This window comes from Caulobacter sp. GW821-FHT10C03, from assembly GCF_059415485.1.
The window spans coordinates 144703-158852 of record NZ_JBWKNI010000009.1 but is presented as its reverse complement, the minus strand read 5'-3'; the positions used below and the strand labels follow the sequence as shown (position 1 = coordinate 158852).

Genomic DNA, 14150 nt, shown 5'->3' with positions numbered 1-14150 from the left:
CAGAGGGGGAGGATCTAGTCCGCGAAGATGCTCCCCCTTTGGGGGAGCTGTCGGCGAAGCCGACTGAGGGGGTCTTCTACAGCCCCAGTTCAGCGATCACGCTGGCCGCTTCGGTGAAGGCCGTGTTCGCCGCCGGCACTCCGGCATAGATCGCGGTCTGCATCAGAACCTCCTTGAGCTCGTCCTGGGTGAAGCCGCCTTGCTCCAGGCCGGCGCGGACGTGGAGGCGGAACTCTTCCCAGCGGGCGAGGGAGGCGCAGATGGCCAGCACCAGCAGGCGGCGGGTCTTGTGGTCGAGGCCCGGGCGGCCCCAGATCTCGTTCCAGGCGTAGCGGGTGATCATCGCCTGGTAGTCGGCGGTGAAGGCCGTGCGCTTGGCCAGGGACTTGTCGACCCAGGCGTCGCCCAGCACCTTGCGGCGGTTCTTCAGGCCAGCCTCGAACAGCGTGTCTTTCGCCGCGCGCTCGGCCGGATCGGCGCCGAGGAAGGCGCGCACGGCGCCGGCGAAGGCGGTCGGGGCCTCGATCGAGGGCAGGTGGGCGGCGTCGATCAGGGCGGTCGCCGCGCCGGGGATGGCGGCGGCGATGCGATCGCCGTGGCCTTCGAAGGGCGTGGAGACGTCTTTGGTCCCGCCGATCACCAGGGTGGGGACGGCGATGGCGGAAATCCGCTCCAGCAGGTCCATGTCGCGGATGGCCGCGCCGCAGGCGGCGTAGCCCTCGGCGCTGGTGGCCAGCAGGCCGGCGCGAACGGTCTCGACCTGTTCGGGATGCTTTGCGCGGAAGTCTTTCGAGAAGAACCGGCCCAGGGCCATGTCGGCGATGGCGGCCAGGCCCTGGCTACGGACGGTGTCGATACGGGCCTGCCAAGCGGCGGCGTCCATGGCGGCCGAGGTGCAGGCCAGGACGAGGCCGGTCAGGCGCGCGGGCGCCTTGAGGGCAAGCTCCATGGCGATCATGCCGCCCAGCGAGGTGCCGACGACGGCGGCCTTTTCGACGCCGGCCGCGTCCATGGCGGCCAGCACGTCGCCGGCCAGCAGGTCCAGGCTGTAGTCGCCGGCCGGGGCGTCAGAGGCGCCGTGACCGCGTGTGTCGAGGCGCAGCAGGCGGAAGTTGGCAAGCAGCAGCGGGGCGGCGGCGTCGTAGAGGCCGATGTCGCAACCGATCGAGTTCAGCAGCACCAGGGCGGGCTTCTCAGAGCTGCCGTCGAGGCGGAAATAGAGGCGGGCGCCGTCGGCGGCTTGGGCGAAGGCCATCAGCGGTCCTTTTGGTAGTGGGCGAGGGCCCTGAGAGCGATGCTCTGGCTCTCGCCCGTGTCGGTCCCGACGCCGGCGGCGGCGAGGTTGGCGGCCATGCGATCCGTGTGGACCTCCAGGTCTTCGATGACCGGGGCCATGACGGCCAGGGCCCCGTGGGCCAGCTGGAAGAGCTCGGCGATCACCGGACCCTCGGCCTGCCAGCCGCCCAGGTCGCGCTCGTGCGGCTGGGGCAGGGCGGCGACGAGGGTTGCGGCCAGGTGCGGGGCGCGGATGGCGGCGGTGAGGGCCGTCTGGCAGGCGGTGGGGTTGCGCTTGTGGGCCATGGCCGAGGAGCCGCCGCGCCCTTCGACGCGGGGCTCGAAGGCCTCGGCCACCTCGCCCTGGGCCATCAGGGACAGATCCCGGGCGACCTTGCCAACCGCGCCGACCAGTATGGCCAGGGCCGACGCGAGGGCCGCGATCGCTTCGCGGCGGGCGTGCCAGGGAGCGACGGCGGGGGCGAGGTCGAGGATCTGGGCCAAGCGATCGGAGACGGCGAAGGCTTTGCCGTCCAGGCCGGCCAGGGAGCCGGTGGCGCCGCCGAGCTGGACTTGCAGGGCGCCGGCGGCTTCGGTCTCGAACCGCGCGAGGGCGGCGTCGACGCCCAGCAGCCATTGGGCGGTCTTGGCGCCGAAGGTGATCGGCAGGGCCGCCTGCAACAGGGTGCGGCCGATCATCGGGGTGGCGGCGTGGGCCCTGGTCAGGAGGGCGAGGCCGGCGGCGAGGCGCTGGGCCTCCTCGACGATCAGCGCCATGCCGGCCTTGGCCTGGAGGACCAGGGCGGTGTCGGCCAGGTCCTGGCTGGTGGCGCCCTTGTGCACCAGGGCGGCGATCGCCGGATTGGCGATGCGGCCGCGCAGGTCCTTGACCAGGGGGATGGCCAGTGTGCCGGCGTGGGCGGCGGCCTGCGCCAGAAGCTCGACGTCGGGAAGATCGGCGCAGGCGGCGGCGATGCAGTCCGCCGCGTTCGCATCGATCAACCCGACGTCCGCCTGCGCCCGGGCCAGGCCCGCCTCGAAGCGCAGGGCCGCGCGCAGCAAGGCCTCGTCGCCGAAGATCGCCAGCATGGCGGGCGTCGAGGCCGCGCGATCGCGGATCAGGGATGGCAAGGGTTCGACTCCTGGGCGGCTAGACGTCGAAGAAGACGGTTTCGCGCTCGCCTTGCAAGACGATGTCGAAGCGCCAGGCGTCACCGACCTTGCGGGCGATCAAGGTGTCGCGACGCTCGACGGGCACGAGGGCCAGGATCGGGTCCTCGGCGTTCTGGGCGGCGTCCTCGAAATAGACCCGCGTGACCAGGCGCTTGATCAGGCCGCGGCCGAACACGCCGACGGCGATGTGCGGGGCCTGCAGACTGTTGCCGGGACCAGGGACCGCGCCGGGGCGCACGGTCTTGAAGCGGTAGAGGCCACTCTCGTCGGTCGAGGCGCGGCCGAAGCCGACGAAACCCTCGTCGAGCGGGATCTCGGCGCGGTCGTCGTCGGGGCTGGCGTAGCGGCCGGCGGCGTTGGCCTGCCAGATCTCGATCATGGCGTCCGGGATCGGCTTGCCGTCGGCGTCATAGACCACGCCTTCCAGGGTGATGACCTCGCCGTTGACCGCGCCGCGCGGCGGCGACAGGTTCAGTACGTAGTGCTCCTCGGGGAACAGTTCGGGGCGCGCGCCCATCTCCGACTGGCCGACCAGGTCGGCGCCGCCCTTCCAGGGCAGGCCGTAGTGGAAGAACGGGCCGACGGTCTGCGACGGGGTCTGGCCGAACAGGGCCGGGTCCTGGTTGTCGTGGCGGGGCGCCGGGTTGACCTGCTCAGTCGTCATGGTGGTCGTCCTCGGTGGGGGTCGCATCGCGGCCGCGCAGCACCACGTCGAACAGGTAGCCCAGCGCCCAGTTGGGCTTGGTGGTCTCGATGTCGAAGCGCGAGACCATGCGGTCGCGGTAGGGCATGGGCACGGCGTTGGCGATCGGGTCGATCTCGATCAGCGGATCGTCGGGGAAGTACATCTGGGTGACGATGCGGCTGGCGAATGCCGGGCCCAGCAGCGACAGGTGGATGTGCGACGGCCGCCAGGCGTTGTGGTGGTTGCCCCACGGATAGGCGCCCGGACGGATGGTCACGTACTGGTAGCGGCCCTGATCGTCGGTGACGACGCGGCCGGCGCCGGTGAAGTTGGGATCCAGCGGGGCGTCCCACTGGTCCTTCTTGTGGATGTAGCGGCCGGCGGCGTTGGCCTGCCAGATCTCCATCACCGTGTTGGGCACGGGGCGGCCGTTCTCGTCGAGCACGCGGCCGGAGACGACGATGCGCTGGCCTTGCGGCGTGCCCTTGTGCTGGGCCGTCAGGTCGGCCAGGGACGCGCCCATCAGGTTCTCCCACTGGCCGGCCGGACCCGTGGTCTCGGTCAGGGTGTGGGGGATCTTGACCAGTGGTTGGCGCGGCGAGCGCGCCACGGTCGAGGCGTAGCCGGGGAACAACGACAGCGGCTGGCCGGCGTCTTCCCGCGCATAGGGCAGGATCAGGGTCACGAGGACCTCCTAGTCTTTCGGTCGTCAGACACGTTCGATGGCGAGGGCCGCGCCTTGGCCCACGCCGATGCAGAGGGTGGCCAGGGCGCGCTTGCCGCCGGTCGCTTCCAGCTGGCGCAGGGCCGTCAGGGCCAGGCGCGTGCCGGAGGCGCCCAGGGGGTGGCCCAGGGCGATGGCGCCGCCGTTGGGGTTCACGTGGGCGCCGTCGTCGGGCAGGCCCAGCTCGCGCAGCACCGCCAGGCCCTGGGCGGCGAAGGCCTCGTTCAGCTCGACGACGTCGAAGTCGCCGATCGTAAGACCCGTGCGGGCCAGCAGGCGCTGGGTGGCCGGGACGGGGCCGATGCCCATGACGCGCGGAGCGACGCCGGCGGTGGCGTAGCCCAGCACGCGGGCGCGCGGGGTCAGGCCGTGGCGCTTCACCGCCTCTTCCGAGGCCAGGATGATCGCGGCGGCGCCATCGTTGACACCCGAGGCGTTGCCGGCGGTCACCGTGCCGTCCGGACGGACGACGGGCTTCAGCTTGGCCAGGGTCTCCAGAGTGGTCTCGCGCGGATGCTCGTCGCGGTCGACGATGGTGGGGCCGGCCTTGCCGGGGATCTCGACGGGCGTGATCTCGCCGTCGAAGAAGCCGGCCTTGATGGCGGCGGCCGCGCGCTGCTGGCTGCGCAGGGCGAAGGCGTCCTGGTCGGCGCGGGTCACGCCGTAGTCGGCGGCGACGTTCTCGGCCGTCTCGGGCATGGAGTCGACGCCGTAGGCCTTCTGCATCGCCGGATTGACGAAGCGCCAGCCGATGGTGGTGTCCTCGATCTTGGCCGCGCGCGAGAAGGCGCTGTCGGCCTTGCCCATGACGAAGGGCGCGCGGCTCATGCTTTCGACGCCGCCGGCGATGACGAGGTCGGCTTGGCCGGCGAGAATGGCGCGGGCGGCCGTACCGACCGCCTCCAGGCCCGAGGCGCACAGGCGGTTGACGGTGACGCCCGGTACGGTTTCCGGCAGGCCCGCCAGCAGCAGGGCCATGCGGGCGACGTTGCGGTTGTCCTCGCCGGCCTGGTTGGCGCAGCCGTAGATCACCTCGTCCACCGCGGCCCAGTCGAGGCCGGGATTGCGGGCGATCAGGGCCTTCAGCGGGATGGCCGCCAGGTCGTCGGCCCGCACCTTCGACAGCGAGCCGCCGTAGCGGCCGAACGGGGTGCGGATGGCGTCGCAGATGTAAGCGGTCGTCATTGGAAGGCTCCGGGGTCGAAGGCGGCCTTGGTCTTGGCCTTGACCTCATCCAAACGAACGTTTGGAGCCAGTTCAACCAGCTTCAGGCTCTTCTGACCGTCGGCCCCGCGCTCCAGGGTGAAGACGCAGAGGTCGGTGATGACCATGTCGACGCAGCCCGCGCCGGTCAGGGGCAGGGCGCAGCGCTCCAGCACCTTGCTCTCGCCGGCCTTGTTGGCGTGGTCCATGACAACGATGACGCGCTTGACGCCGGCGACGAGGTCCATGGCCCCGCCCATGCCCTTCACCATCTTGCCCGGGATCGTCCAGTTGGCGATGTCGCCGTTCTGGGCCACTTCCATGGCGCCCAGGACCGTGAGGTCCACATGGCCGCCGCGGATCATGGCGAAGCTCTGGGCGCTGTCGAAGAAGCTTGAGGTCGGCAGCTGGGTGATGGTCTGCTTGCCGGCGTTGATCAGGTCGGGATCGACCTCGTCCGGATAGGGGAAGGGCCCCATGCCGAGCATGCCGTTCTCGCTCTGCAGGGTGACGTGCACGCCCTCGGGGATGTGGTTGGCGACCAGGGTCGGGATGCCGATGCCCAGGTTCACGTAGAAGCCGTCCTGCAGCTCCGCGGCCGCGCGGGCGGCCATTTCATCGCGGGTCCAGGCCATTACGCGTTCTCCTCGCGCGGACGAGTGGTCAGCTTCTCGATGCGCTTCTCGTTGATGGTCGAGAGCACGATGCGGTCGACATAGATGCCGGGGGTGTGGATGCCGTCGGCTTCCAGGGCGCCGGCCTCGACGATCTCTTCCACCTCGACGACGGTGATCTTGCCGGCCGTGGCCATCACCGGGTTGAAGTTGCGGGCGGTCTTGCGGAAGACGAGGTTGCCTTCCGGGTCGGCCTTCCACGCCTTCACGATCGACAGGTCGGCGCGCAGCCAGCGCTCGCGGACGTAAAGCTCGCCCTCGAACTCCTCGACCGGCTTGCCCTCGGCCACGACGGTGCCGACGCCGGTCTTGGTGTAGAAGGCCGGGATGCCGGCGCCGCCGGCGCGGATGCGCTCGGCCAGGGTGCCCTGCGGGTTCAGTTCGAGTTCGAGTTCGCCCGACAGGTAGAGCTGCTCGAACAGCTTGTTCTCGCCGACGTAGGACGAGACCATCTTCTTGATCTGGCCGTTGTTGAGCAGCATCCACAGGCCGAAACCGTCGGCGCCGCAGTTGTTGCTGATCACGGTCAGGCCCTTCACGCCGGTGTCCTTCAGGGCCGGGATCAGGGTCTCGGGATTGCCCGACAGGCCAAAGCCGCCGGACATCAGCGTCATGCCGTCGAAGGTCACGCCCTCCAGGGCGGCCGCGGCGCTCTCGTAGATCTTGCTCTTCATGCTGACTCCTGGGCTCCCGCTAAACCAACGGAAGGCCGACATAGTTTTCGGCCAGCGTCACCTGTGCGGCGCGCGAGCCCTTGATGTAGGCGAGTTCGGCGACCTGCATCTTGCGGTCGAAGCCGTCGCGGTCGGGGAAGCGGTGGGTCAGGCTGGTGAACCACCAGGAGAACCGCTCGGCCTTCCAGACGCGGGCGAGAGCGCGGGCCGAATAGCCGTCGATCCCGGCCTTGGAGCCCTCGTTGAAGTATTCGGTCAGGGCTTCCGACAGCATGACCACGTCGGAGACGGCCAGGTTCATGCCCTTGGCCCCGGTGGGCGGCACGATGTGGGCGGCGTCGCCGGCCAGGAACAGACGGCCGTGGCGCATCGGCTCGGCGACGAAGCTGCGCAGGGGGGCGATCGACTTCTCGAACGAGGGGGCGCGGACGATGCGCGAGGCCGCGTCGGGACCCAGGCGGATCGAGACCTCGTCCCAGAACCGCTCGTCCGACCAGTCCTCGATCCGGTCGTCCAGCGAGCACTGCACGTAGTAGCGGCTGCGGGTCGGCGAGCGCATTGAGGCCAAGGCAAAGCCGCGCTCGTGGTTGGAATAGATCAGCTCGTGGTCGCAGGGCGGGGCCTCGGTGAGGATGCCCAGCCAGCCGAACGGATAGACCCGCTCGAAGGTCTTCAGCACGCCCTCCGGGATCGCCGCCCGGCTGACCCCGTGATAGCCGTCGCAGCCGGCGATGAAGTCGCAGTCCAGGCGCTGCTCGACGCCGTCCTTGCGCCAGGTGACGTAGGGCTTGTCGCCCTCGATGTCGTGCGGCTGGACCTTGTCGGCGTCGAAGACGATCTGCACGCCGCGCTCTTCGGCGGCGTCGAAGAGGTCCTTCATGACCTCCTGCTGGCCGTAGACCATCACCGTCGAGCCGCCGGTCAGTTCGGCCATGTCGATGCGGAAGACCTCGCCGTCGCTGGCCAGGTTTGTGCCGCCGTGGACCAGGCCTTCGCGGCGCATGCGGGCGCCAAGGCCCAGGCGCTCCATCAGGTCGACGGTGATCTGTTCGAGAACGCCGGCGCGCACCCGGCCTTCGACGTAATGGCGGTCCTTGCGCTCGACGATGACGGCGTCGACGCCGGCCTGCTTCAGCAGGTGGCCGAGGAAGAGGCCGGCGGGGCCCGCGCCGATGATGGCGACCTGAGTGCGCATGGGGTCCTTACGTCTCGCTCCCTGGGGGCGCCTCACGGCGTCTTGTGTGGGAGGAGCCTAGCTCTCCGGTTTAGGATTGGGATGGACAGAGCGCGCCAAAACTTGGACATTTCGCACAGGTGTTCGCATTGCGCACAAATTCTGGATCTCCCGGACCTGACGATGGAAAAGACTGTCGTTCCTAGCTTTTTCCTGTTCGGCGAGCCGCCCCAGGCCGCCGAGGGCAAGTTCATCCATCTGGAGGCCTTGGACGATCGCACGCGGCCCAACGACTGGAACATCCGGGCCCACGCCCATGGCGACCTGAACCACGTCTTCCACCTGACTACCGGCGGCGGGACGATGATGGCCGAGGACCGCCGGGTGGCCTTTACCGCCCCGTGCCTGCTGGTGGTGCCGTCGGGCGTGGTCCACGGCTTCGCCTACGACGTGGGGACGGCCGGCTCGGTGCTGACCATCGCCGACAGTTATCTGCGCGACCTTTCCATGCGCGAGCCGGCTTTCGCGGGGCTGTTCCGGGCGCCGGCGGCGCTGGCCTTGGCCAAGGACTCTCGGGTCGAGGGGGCGCTGGAGGGGCTGGCGCGCGAACTGGTCTGGGCCGCGCCCGGCCATGCGGCGGCGGTGGAGGCGCACCTGCTGACGGTGCTGGTCGAAGCCCTTCGCCTGAGCGTCTCGGCGCGGGCCGGGGAGGGGCCGGCGGCGATCGGCGGCCATGCGGCCCTGGTGGCCAGGTTCCGGGAACTGGTCGAGGCCCGCTATCGCGAGCATCTGTCGCTGGAAGCCTATGCCGACCTGCTGGGCGTCACCGCCAGCCGCCTGCGGACGGCCTGCGGCAAGGCGGCGGGCGCGGCGCCGCTGAAGCTGGTGCAGGACCGCATCCTGCTGGAGGCCAAGCGGGCGCTGCTCTATTCCAACATGACGGTGGCCGAGGCGGCCTATCACCTGGGCTTCGACGACCCGGCCTATTTCTCGCGCTTCTTCGCCAAGGCGGTGGGCGCGTCGCCCAGAGCGTTCCGCGAGGGCGCGCGGGTCGAGGCGGTGTAGAGGGCAGTGCGTGGTCCTCGTCCTTCGACAGGCTCAGGATGAGGACCATTGATGCGGCGGTTCAGTAGAAAACCTCACCCTGAGCTTGTCGAAGGGCGTGGTTTTCGCTGGGCGCGGCAGCCCAGGGCGCAATAGCGGCTGTATCGCGGCAGTCGATTGACGTCAGTTTCGAATTAGGACTATGTCGGTCGCGCGCCGCGTCCTGGCGTGGGGAGAGCCTTGTCCGTGACCAGCTACAGCGAACTGATCGGGGCCTTGCGCATCGACGGCGAGGCGGTGGTCGCCAGCGTCGGCGACGACTGGAAGCAGGGGCGCACCACCTATGGCGGACTGTCGGCGGCCCTGTGCCTGGAAGCGGCCGCGCGCCGCCTGCCGGAGGCGCCGCCGCTGCGCTCGGCCCAGTTCGCGTTCGTGGGGCCGGCCGCTGGAGAACTGAGCGCCAAGGTCGAGGTGCTGCGGCAGGGCAAGTCGGCGCTGTTCGCCAATGTCGATCTGCACGGGGAAGGGGGCCTGGCCACCTGCGGCCTGCTGACCTTCGGCGCCCCGCGGGCCTCCAAGCTCGATCACCTGGACCTGCCGGCCCCCGACGCGCCCGCGCCCGAGGGCTGCGAGATCTTCATTCCGGAGGGCGCGGGTCCGGCCTTCGCCCGCCAGTTCGAGTTCCGCTACGTGGCTGGCGGCCGGCCGCTGAGCGGCGGTCCGCCGGACTTCCTGGTCTGGATCCGTCATCGCGATCCGGCCGCGCGGTCGCTGGCGGCGATGGTCGCCCTGGCCGACGCCTTGCCGCCGCCGGCCCTGTCGGTGTTCGACCAGTTCGCGCCGATCTCGACCATGACCTGGTCGATGGACGTGCTGGGCGAGGTTCCCGACGACGACGACGGCTGGCGGCTGATGTCCAGCCGCGCGGAAACCATCGCAGAAGGCTATTCGGCCCAGGCCATGACCCTGTGGAGCCGGGACGGCCAGCCGCTGATCGCGGCGCGCCAGACGGTGGCGGTGTTCCTCTAGGGCGGGGCGGCGTCCGGGCGAAAACCTCGTCCTTCGACAAGCTCAGGATGAGGTTTTTCTATCGCCGGCGCCCGTCTTGGTCCTCATCCTGAGCCTGTCGAAGGGCGAGGACCACGCGAGGCGGTTGGGATATCCGCCCGTCGCCGGCGTCGGCGGCCATTGCCTCGTGTCATCGACTGCGGCTAAGGAGAACGCCCGTTCGCGAACGCGCGCCGTTCGCCGACGTCGAGGCGCCGGCTTAGCTCAGCGGTAGAGCAGCGGTTTTGTAAACCGAAGGTCGGGGGTTCAATCCCCTCAGCCGGCACCAGCTCCCAGAAATCCCTCTCAGGCCTCGGGCTCGTAGTGAACGAAGCCGGCCGGATCGAGGGACTCGAGCACGCCGCGCACGGTCAGGCCCTCGGAATGATGGCGCTCGAAATCCTCGACCTCGTAGACCTGGCCGGTGAAGACGCCCAGGTGGGGCAGGCCGGCGCCGGTGCGCAGGATCATGTCGCCCTGTCGAAAGACGCGTTCGGTCATGGCAAAGTCCTCCCGTTCCTTATCCTGAGATTGCAGGCGAGCGGGCTCTCGACCAAGACACGATGATGTCAGCTTCCCGAGCGGAACCTCTTTCGACGTTCAGAAAGCCATCGTCAGGCGAAGCCGCGCGCCGCCCAGGGCGTCCGGATCGCCGGGCTCGAGCGGCAGCAGCGCCAGGGCGCCGCCGTGGGCCTGGACGATCTGGCGGGCGAGGCTGAGACCGACGCCCGAGCCCGTGGCCTTGGTGGTGTAGAAGGGCAGGAACACCTGGTCGGCCTGGTCGGGGGCGACGCCGGGGCCCGAGTCCTCGACGGTGATGTGCAGGGCTTCGCCGACGCGTTCGGCCGACAGCCGCACGCGCGGGGCGGGGCGTTCCAGCGCGGCCTGGGCGGCGTTGTTGAGCAGGTTGCCGACGGCCAGCCACATCTGGTCCTCGTCGAGGCGGACCTCCAGCTCCGGCGGGGCCGTGCGCTCCAGCGCCACGCCCTTGTCGCGCCACTGGGCCTCGAAGCTCTCGCAGGCGACGTCGAACCAGGCGGGCAGGCTGGCGAGCGTGCGCACCGGCGGCGGCAGGCGGGTCATGGTGCGATAGGCGTTGATGAAGTCCTGCAGGCCGGCGGTGCGGGCCACCACCCGCTCCAGGGCCTTGATCGCCGTGGCGGTCGCCTCGTCGCCGCCGTCGCGCAGCAAATCAAGGGCGCTGCGGCTCATCGAGGCGACGGGGGTCAGAGCGTTCATCAGCTCGTGGTTCAGCACCCGCAGCAGGTCGCGCAGGGCGGTGGCCTCGGCGGCGCGGACGTCGGCGGAGATGTCGGTCAGCACCACCAGATCGGCGGCTTGGCCGTTCTCGATCAGTTCGGCGCGGCTGACGGCGTAGGCGGCGTCGCGCCAGCGGACGGGGGTGACAAGGTCGGCCAAGGGCTGGCCGTCGGTCAGGGCGCGGCGGGCGGCCGAGGGCAGGGCGTAGGGCGTGTCGAACAGCCGCCGGGCGGCGCGGTTGACGGCGATGACCTGGTCGTCCTGGCCGCGCAGCAGGATCGGCGAGGGGGTCTGGTCGAGCAGCAGCTGCAGCCGGCGACGGCTGAGGTCGGCGGCGAAGGCTTCGCCCGGCAGCGCGGCGCGGGCGGCTAGCGGGCGTCCCGACAGCAGGCGCTGGGAAAGGGCGGTGGCCAGGCCGGCGGCGATCAGCACGCAGAGCAGGGCGTTGGCGTAGAGCCCGTGGGTGAAGGCCAGCCAGGCCAGGGCGCCGACGGCGAACAGCGCGGCCTGGACCGCCAGCAGCAGGGCGAGCGGCCTAAAGCCCATGCTTTTCCATCCGCCGATAGAGCGCCGCCCGGGTGATGCCCAGGTCCTTGGCCGCCTGGGAGACGTTGAAGCCGTGCCGGGACAGGGCGGCCTGCACCAGGGCGCGCTCGGAGCGCTCCAGGTTCAGGTCCTTGGGCGGCAGGCCGGCGGGCACGCGGCGCGGAGCCTCCAGCGCCGCCTGGATCGAGCCCAGGAAGCGGTCGTTGTTCCACGGCTTGACCACGAAGTCCTGGGCGCCCAGGCGCATGGCCTGGATGGCGATGGCCATGCCCGAATGGCCGGTGACCACCACGACGGGCAGTTCGGGCGTCGCGGCCAGGGCCGCTTCCAGGAAGGCCAGGCCCGCCTCGCCCGAGGTGTCGCCGCGCCGGAAGTTGAGGTCGAGCAGCAAGAGGTCGATCCCGCCCCGGGCCAGACGCTCGTGCGCGGCGGCCGGAGTCTCCAGCCCCACGAAGGCGAAACCGCCCCGCTGTAGCACCAGGCTGGCGGAGGTCAGGATGTCTGGATCGTCGTCGAGAAAGAGGACGGTGGGCCGGGCGTCGGACATGTTCGGAAACGTACACTCTCAAGCGGCGGTTGAGGTGGAGAATCTGCTGAAATTCCGTATAAATCAAACAAAATCAGTTATTTATGTCTATTGAGTCGATGCTGTTAGCCTAGCAGCATGACCAGGACCGTCCTGCTTTCCTTAACCCATGACGACGCCGGCGCCGGCGGCATGGACCGCCGCGTCGAGCGGCCATGGCACGCCAAACGCGCTTATCGGCTGGGCGCGGCCGCCGTGGCGGTGGTCGTGGTCGGCGCCGTTGCCTGGACCCTGTCGCCGAGGGCGGGGTCGGTGAATATCGACGCCAACCTGCTGACCATCGGCGCGGTGGCCCGCGCGCCCTATCTCGACTACGCCCCGGTGCGGGCCGAGGCGGCGCCGGCGGAGACCACCCTGGTGGCGGCGGAGGCCTCGGGCCGGGTCGAGAGCGTCGGCGCGGCCGACGGCGACCGGGTCAGCGCCGGCCAGGTGCTGGCGCGGCTCAGCAACGCCCAGCTCAGCCTCGACGCCGCCGCCCGCGAGGCCGACATCTCGGCGCGGATCAGCGACAACGCCAGCCGGGTGATGTCGCTGAAGTCGGCCGAGGAGAACCGCGAGCAGGCCCTGGCCGACGCTTCGCACGCGCTGAACAAGGCCCAGCAGGAGCTGGAGAAGCGCCAGGTGCTGCTGTCGCGTGACCTGCTTAGCGAGGCGGCGGTCAAGCCCTATGCCGACGAGGCCGCCTACCAGCGCCAGCGCGTGGCGGCGCTGAAGGCCGGCCAGGCCTCGGACAAGGCGTTCTACGTGTCCCAACGAGCCCAGGCCGCGCGCACGGCCGAAGACCTGCGGCGCAACCTCGTGGAGGTGGGGGCGGGGCGCTCGGCCCTGGTCGTCCGCGCGCCCATGAGCGGCCGGCTGACGGCCTTCGACCTCAAGCCCGGCCAGGCCGTGACCCTGGGCCAGAGCCTGGGCCAGGTGGACGTCGAGGACGCCTACAAGCTGCGAGCCCAGGTCGACGAATTCTACCTGCAGCGCCTGGCGGTGGGGCAGAGCGCCGAGGCGACCGTCCACGGCCGCACGGTGCAGGCCCGCGTGGCCAAGGTGTTTCCCCAGGTGACCGCCGGGCGGGTGACGGTGGAACTGGCCTTCGCCGGCGCCCAGCCCGCCGGCCTCAAGCGCGGCGAGGCCATCGACCTGCGCCTGTCGCTGGGCCAGCCAGCCAGCGCGGTCATCGCCCCGTCCGGCGCCTGGCTGAGCGAGACCGGCGGAACCTGGGCCTTCGTCCTGTCGCCCGACGGCAAGCGCGCCGAGCGGCGGGCGGTGACCATCGGCCGGCGCAATCCCGAACAGGTCGAGGTGGTGAGCGGTCTGGCGCCCGGCGAGCGGATCGTCACCGCCGGCGCCCAGGACCTGCAGAAAGCCAAGACCCTGCGACTTCGAGCGAGAGACTGACCATGATCGAACTGAAATCCCTCTCGCGCCGCTATCGGTCGGACGAGATCGAGACCACGGCCCTGCACGACGTGTCGCTGACCATCCGCCAGGGCGAGTTCGTGGCCATCATGGGTCCGTCCGGCTGCGGCAAGTCGACCTTGCTCAACATCCTGGGCACGATCGATCGGCCGACCGAGGGGCGGTACCTGTTCGACGGCGCGGACCTGACGGCCAGCAGCGAGGCGGCCCTGGCCCAGCATCGCGCCCAACGGCTGGGCTTCATCTTCCAGAGTTTCAACCTGGTCGATGATTTGACCATCGCCGAAAACATCGAACTGGGTCTGCTCTATCGCAAGGGCCGCCAGGGTTCGCGCCGGGCGCTGGTCGAGGCGGCCATGGACCGTGTGGGCGTCGGGCACCGGGCGCGGCACTTCCCGCACCAGCTGTCGGGCGGCCAGCAGCAGCGGGCGGCGATCGCGCGCGCCATCGTCGGCGAGCCCAGCCTGATCCTGGCCGACGAGCCGACCGGCAATCTCGACACCGAGAACGGGGCCCAGGTGATGGAGATCCTCAAGGGCCTGAACGCGGCCGGGGCGACGATCGTCATGGTCACCCACTCGCCCAGCCACGCCGACCAGGCAGGCCGCCGCATCGACATTCTCGACGGGCGGCTGGTGGCCTCCGTCGCCCAGGCGATCTGAGGAGGCGAGG

General features: G+C 70.3%; 15 protein-coding genes and 1 tRNA gene. 5 read left to right on the top strand and 11 right to left on the bottom strand.

Translation table 11 applies throughout. From position 1 onward, the window contains the following. Positions 1-76: 76 nt before the first annotated feature. Genes pcaDC through pobA form a run of 8 tightly spaced genes read right to left on the bottom strand, consistent with a single transcriptional unit; the run spans position 77 to position 7603 of the window. Positions 77-1255 (bottom strand): bifunctional 3-oxoadipate enol-lactonase/4-carboxymuconolactone decarboxylase PcaDC, encoded by a 1179-nt coding sequence (pcaDC, locus tag AC07NG_RS14015; RefSeq protein WP_494594628.1) that lies wholly within the window; start codon positions 1253-1255, stop codon positions 77-79. Continuing rightward, complete coding sequence (gene pcaB, locus AC07NG_RS14010) at positions 1255-2406, bottom strand: 3-carboxy-cis,cis-muconate cycloisomerase (RefSeq protein WP_494594626.1); 1152 nt, start codon at positions 2404-2406, stop codon at positions 1255-1257. The genes pcaDC and pcaB overlap by 1 nt, the downstream gene beginning before the upstream one ends. A 19-nt stretch (positions 2407-2425) precedes the next feature. Then, complete coding sequence (pcaG, locus tag AC07NG_RS14005) at positions 2426-3112, bottom strand: protocatechuate 3,4-dioxygenase subunit alpha (RefSeq protein WP_494594625.1); 687 nt, start codon at positions 3110-3112, stop codon at positions 2426-2428. Further along, complete coding sequence (gene pcaH, locus AC07NG_RS14000; protein ID WP_494594689.1) at positions 3102-3812, bottom strand: protocatechuate 3,4-dioxygenase subunit beta; 711 nt, start codon at positions 3810-3812, stop codon at positions 3102-3104. The genes pcaG and pcaH overlap by 11 nt, the downstream gene beginning before the upstream one ends. A 30-nt stretch (positions 3813-3842) precedes the next feature. Next, positions 3843-5042 (bottom strand): 3-oxoadipyl-CoA thiolase, encoded by a 1200-nt coding sequence (gene pcaF / locus AC07NG_RS13995; RefSeq protein WP_494594623.1) that lies wholly within the window; start codon positions 5040-5042, stop codon positions 3843-3845. Continuing rightward, positions 5039-5695, bottom strand: a complete 657-nt coding sequence (locus tag AC07NG_RS13990; protein ID WP_110120646.1) for a CoA transferase subunit B — start codon at positions 5693-5695, stop codon at positions 5039-5041. Before AC07NG_RS13990 ends, pcaF begins: the two co-directional genes overlap by 4 nt. Next, complete coding sequence (locus tag AC07NG_RS13985; protein ID WP_494594621.1) at positions 5695-6408, bottom strand: CoA transferase subunit A; 714 nt, start codon at positions 6406-6408, stop codon at positions 5695-5697. Before AC07NG_RS13985 ends, AC07NG_RS13990 begins: the two co-directional genes overlap by 1 nt. Before the next feature lie 19 nt (positions 6409-6427). Next, entirely contained in the window at positions 6428-7603 is a 1176-nt protein-coding gene (pobA, locus tag AC07NG_RS13980) for a 4-hydroxybenzoate 3-monooxygenase (RefSeq protein WP_494594620.1), read from the bottom strand. A 162-nt stretch (positions 7604-7765) separates the two neighbouring features. On the opposite strand from pobA, the gene AC07NG_RS13975 reads away from it, so the two are divergent. The 3 genes from AC07NG_RS13975 to AC07NG_RS13965 all read left to right on the top strand — a co-directional run bounded on the left by AC07NG_RS13975 (position 7766) and on the right by AC07NG_RS13965 (position 9962). Next, entirely contained in the window at positions 7766-8647 is an 882-nt protein-coding gene (locus tag AC07NG_RS13975; RefSeq protein ID WP_494594618.1) for a helix-turn-helix domain-containing protein, read from the top strand. 225 nt (positions 8648-8872) lie between these two features. Beyond that, positions 8873-9655, top strand: a complete 783-nt coding sequence (locus AC07NG_RS13970) for an acyl-CoA thioesterase (protein ID WP_494594616.1) — start codon at positions 8873-8875, stop codon at positions 9653-9655. Positions 9656-9887: 232 nt separating this feature from the next. After that, positions 9888-9962: transfer RNA gene (locus tag AC07NG_RS13965), tRNA-Thr, on the top strand. Between the two features lie 17 nt (positions 9963-9979). Here the strand turns inward: AC07NG_RS13965 and AC07NG_RS13960 are convergent. The 3 genes from AC07NG_RS13960 to AC07NG_RS13950 all read right to left on the bottom strand — a co-directional run bounded on the left by AC07NG_RS13960 (position 9980) and on the right by AC07NG_RS13950 (position 12026). Next, positions 9980-10174 (bottom strand): hypothetical protein, encoded by a 195-nt coding sequence (locus AC07NG_RS13960; protein WP_110120652.1) that lies wholly within the window; start codon positions 10172-10174, stop codon positions 9980-9982. 99 nt (positions 10175-10273) lie between these two features. Beyond that, on the bottom strand, positions 10274-11479 hold the full coding sequence (locus AC07NG_RS13955) for a sensor histidine kinase (protein ID WP_494594614.1): 1206 nt from the start codon (positions 11477-11479) through the stop codon (positions 10274-10276). Beyond that, positions 11469-12026, bottom strand: a complete 558-nt coding sequence (locus AC07NG_RS13950; protein ID WP_494594613.1) for a response regulator — start codon at positions 12024-12026, stop codon at positions 11469-11471. The genes AC07NG_RS13955 and AC07NG_RS13950 overlap by 11 nt, the downstream gene beginning before the upstream one ends. Positions 12027-12143: 117 nt before the next feature. Between AC07NG_RS13950 and AC07NG_RS13945 the strand changes: the two genes are divergently transcribed. Together AC07NG_RS13945 and AC07NG_RS13940 are read left to right on the top strand one after the other, a co-directional pair. Next, on the top strand, positions 12144-13457 hold the full coding sequence (locus AC07NG_RS13945) for an efflux RND transporter periplasmic adaptor subunit (protein WP_494594612.1): 1314 nt from the start codon (positions 12144-12146) through the stop codon (positions 13455-13457). A 2-nt stretch (positions 13458-13459) separates the two neighbouring features. Beyond that, positions 13460-14140 (top strand): ABC transporter ATP-binding protein, encoded by a 681-nt coding sequence (locus AC07NG_RS13940; RefSeq protein ID WP_487289745.1) that lies wholly within the window; start codon positions 13460-13462, stop codon positions 14138-14140. The last annotated feature ends 10 nt before the right edge of the window (positions 14141-14150 follow it).

Bases quoted from the DNA above. Each gene is read 5' to 3' on its own strand.
- pcaDC (WP_494594628.1), bottom strand. From the start codon at position 1,255: ATGGCCTTCGCCCAAGCCGCCGACGGCGCCCGCCTCTATTTCCGCCTC.
- pcaG (WP_494594625.1), bottom strand. From the start codon at position 3,112: ATGACGACTGAGCAGGTCAACCCGGCGCCCCGCCACGACAACCAGGAC.
- pcaF (WP_494594623.1), bottom strand. From the start codon at position 5,042: ATGACGACCGCTTACATCTGCGACGCCATCCGCACCCCGTTCGGCCGC.
- AC07NG_RS13990 (WP_110120646.1), bottom strand. From the start codon at position 5,695: ATGGCCTGGACCCGCGATGAAATGGCCGCCCGCGCGGCCGCGGAGCTG.
- AC07NG_RS13985 (WP_494594621.1), bottom strand. From the start codon at position 6,408: ATGAAGAGCAAGATCTACGAGAGCGCCGCGGCCGCCCTGGAGGGCGTG.
- pobA (WP_494594620.1), bottom strand. From the start codon at position 7,603: ATGCGCACTCAGGTCGCCATCATCGGCGCGGGCCCCGCCGGCCTCTTC.
- AC07NG_RS13975 (WP_494594618.1), top strand. From the start codon at position 7,766: ATGGAAAAGACTGTCGTTCCTAGCTTTTTCCTGTTCGGCGAGCCGCCC.
- AC07NG_RS13960 (WP_110120652.1), bottom strand. From the start codon at position 10,174: ATGACCGAACGCGTCTTTCGACAGGGCGACATGATCCTGCGCACCGGC.
- AC07NG_RS13955 (WP_494594614.1), bottom strand. From the start codon at position 11,479: ATGGGCTTTAGGCCGCTCGCCCTGCTGCTGGCGGTCCAGGCCGCGCTG.
- AC07NG_RS13950 (WP_494594613.1), bottom strand. From the start codon at position 12,026: ATGTCCGACGCCCGGCCCACCGTCCTCTTTCTCGACGACGATCCAGAC.
- AC07NG_RS13945 (WP_494594612.1), top strand. From the start codon at position 12,144: ATGACCAGGACCGTCCTGCTTTCCTTAACCCATGACGACGCCGGCGCC.
- AC07NG_RS13940 (WP_487289745.1), top strand. From the start codon at position 13,460: ATGATCGAACTGAAATCCCTCTCGCGCCGCTATCGGTCGGACGAGATC.